Genomic DNA, 2,679 nt, shown 5'->3' on the forward strand with positions numbered 1-2,679 from the left:
GTACGGCGACTAGTTTCGTCCAGTGATGCGGAACTTTCGTCCAGTAAATGCGGAATCGTCGTCCACTGAATGCGAAAGTTGTCGTCCATTCCGCTAAGTGATTGAAGAGAATAAGTAATTAGTCAAAACAGAGCCCAATATGAGCTCTGTTCGTAACCTTAAATAAGATAATGGTTTATTCGTATTCTTTCATGGCTTGTTCAAGAAACTGAGTGGCTAAATTAACCATTTCGTCAGCCGAAGGCTGCTCTTCATCGTCTAAGTAATAGGGTAGTAGTAATGAGGAAAGATGTAAGCCAATGTCTTCTAAAAGGTATACCGCAAGTAAAAAAACAATTCGAGTTTTAATTTCAATCGGAATCATTTTGTGCTTTCCAGACCATGGCGCTCCCGCATAGATACTTCGCCATCGACTAAGATTTGGTGAGAATTGTGCTTGATGCGATCCAGAATCGCGTCAGCTAACTGAGTATGTTTAATCTTCTCATGCCAACCTTCAGGTGAAAATTGTGAACAGAATATGGTAGAAGTTTGTTTTAATCGTGCTTCAATAATCTCAAATACATGGACACTATCTTCTAAAGATAAATCCATCAGTAGCCATTCATCAATGATAAGTAGTTCAATTTTCGTATACTTTTTAATCAGCTTACGATAAGAACCATCAGCCTCATATTTCGCTAAAGCTAACTCGTCAATTAATTCTGGGAGACGAATGTATTTTACTTTTCTAAATTGACGACAGGCTTGAATACCGAAGGCATTGGCGATCCAGGTTTTTCCATTTCCAGAAGCACCCATTAAGATAATATTTTGGTGATTTTCAATATATCCTCCTTGCGCGAGTTTAGAAATAAGATTTTTATCGAGGTGGCGATCTGGATAGTATTCGATCCCTTCAATAGAGGCATTTGGCTCACTAAATGTTGCTTGTTGAATTAAACGATCTAATTTATTCGATTTACGACGGGCAGATTCAGCGTCTACTAATAACTCAAATCGTTCCTCGAATCCTAAGGATTGGCTAGTTTCGTCCATTGCCTGTTGCTCATATAGATCAGCCATTCCACTTAATCGCATAGCTTTTAATTTTTCAAGTGTTTGTTCATTTCTCATTATTTTTTACCTCCAAAGTAGGCTGCACCGCGGACAAAACCATACTTGCTATCCGTTTGCTCCTCTATAATTGATTTTTTTGAATGATTATCCAAAGTTTTCTTTCGTTTCTTTGCACGACTGAGAATAGACTTTAGTAATGAGTTGGTAGGTTCCTTTGCGACAGACATCAATGTGTGACAGCCGACTTCTAGCTCTTCTAACGAGTATTTAGAGGCTGTATTTCTCAATGTGGCGAGTAATTTCAGGGCTTTCTTCTCTACATTATTGGAAAGAATATAATCGACATACGCATAAGTATTTGGCCCAATGTCTTTTGCCCACAGTAAATTTTCTTTAGGGGTATGCGTTAAATAACGACGGTGATTATCCGGCATATGATCGATATTTGAAGAATATTGCCCAATGTCGCCCCGAAGTCGTTTATGAGATGCAATTCGGTGCTCATTGAAGTACACTTCTAGTAGGTGGTCAGTTATTCTTACTTCTACTTCGTCATTGACATATTCATAGGGAACGGAATAAAACATACGCTCCACCTGAATATGGTAATCTAATTGGACTTTAGATATCCGCCATTGAGACTGTGTAAAGCGCGGGTGACGAAGGGAACCTAAGAACGGAAGTTCTTCTTCCTGAAAGACTGTAGACCTTGAACCAGGTCTTTTTTGAAAAGCTTCTTGATTCAATACTTGCGTCTTTTCAGAAATTGCCTGGTTCAATTCTTTTAAACTAAAGAACGTTTCATTTCGCAAGGCGGCGATGACTTGACGACTAATAAAGCCGACGTTTCCTTCAACCGAGGATTTGTCTTTTGGAGCCCTTACACGTGCTGGGACAATCGTAAAACGATAATAGTCACTTAATTGTCTATAACCTTCATTTAAAAGTGGCTCAGAGTAATCTGTTTTTGTCACACCTGTTCTTAAATTATCTGAAACGACCGTTTCAGGTACCCCTTGAAAAAATTCTAAGGCATGAATATGAGCGGTCAACCAGTTATCTGTTTTCATGTCGTAAAATCCTTCGACATAACTGTATTGACTGAATGGCCAGGTGGCCACGAAGATGTAGACTTTGATATCTTTTCCATTCTCACTATTTTTAACAGATAACGTACTGCCTGCCCAATCTACTTCGAGAATTTCTCCGGGTTTGCGATGAATAGGCATGGTTAATTTGTACTTCTTACCGTAATGCCCATATTTCTCGCAAAATGTCCGATAAGCGTAAGGCATCTTATTTTGAATCTTTGCCTCTTGTTCGTACTCTTTATGCAAGAGTTTGAGCGTGACATTCTTTTTGAGCAGTTCTTTATGGATGTAATCCCAATCCGGATTGTAATACCCACGTTGACTCGCGCTTTTCTCAGGGAACAGGTACTCTTCCAACCAAGAACTGGTCATTTTTTCAGTAAGCTCTTCTAAGCCTTTGGCTTTTGCTTGATTCACCACCTCTCTAATTTTGTCTCTTGAATGCCCTGTACTGGAAGAGATTGTCCGTTGGGAAATCCCTTGTAGATGCATTTCAAGAATTTTATGATAATTGATCATAAAAATAACT

Annotated in this window: 3 protein-coding genes; all 3 read right to left on the reverse strand. The window is 39.0% G+C overall.

The genetic code is table 11. The annotated features are described in order from the left end of the window. Positions 1-175 precede the first annotated feature (175 nt). Positions 176-364 (reverse strand): hypothetical protein, encoded by a 189-nt coding sequence (locus HW423_RS10635; RefSeq protein WP_218931883.1) that lies wholly within the window; start codon positions 362-364, stop codon positions 176-178. Beyond that, positions 361-1,116 carry an IS21-like element helper ATPase IstB gene (istB, locus tag HW423_RS10640; RefSeq protein WP_218931884.1) on the reverse strand — a complete coding sequence of 252 codons (756 nt, stop codon included), beginning with the start codon at positions 1,114-1,116 and terminating at the stop codon, positions 361-363. Before istB ends, HW423_RS10635 begins: the two co-directional genes overlap by 4 nt. Beyond that, on the reverse strand, positions 1,116-2,679 hold a 1,564-nt coding region (gene istA, locus HW423_RS10645; RefSeq protein WP_218931885.1), incomplete at its 5' end, for an IS21 family transposase. The genes istA and istB, both read right to left, overlap by 1 nt.

It is taken from the genome of Ruoffia halotolerans, assembly GCF_014049385.1.
In the GTDB taxonomy this organism is placed as follows: Bacteria; Bacillota; Bacilli; order Lactobacillales; family Aerococcaceae; genus Ruoffia; species Ruoffia halotolerans.

Bases quoted from the DNA above. Each gene is read 5' to 3' on its own strand.
- HW423_RS10635 (WP_218931883.1), bottom strand. From the start codon at position 364: ATGATTCCGATTGAAATTAAAACTCGAATTGTTTTTTTACTTGCGGTA.
- istB (WP_218931884.1), bottom strand. From the start codon at position 1,116: ATGAGAAATGAACAAACACTTGAAAAATTAAAAGCTATGCGATTAAGT.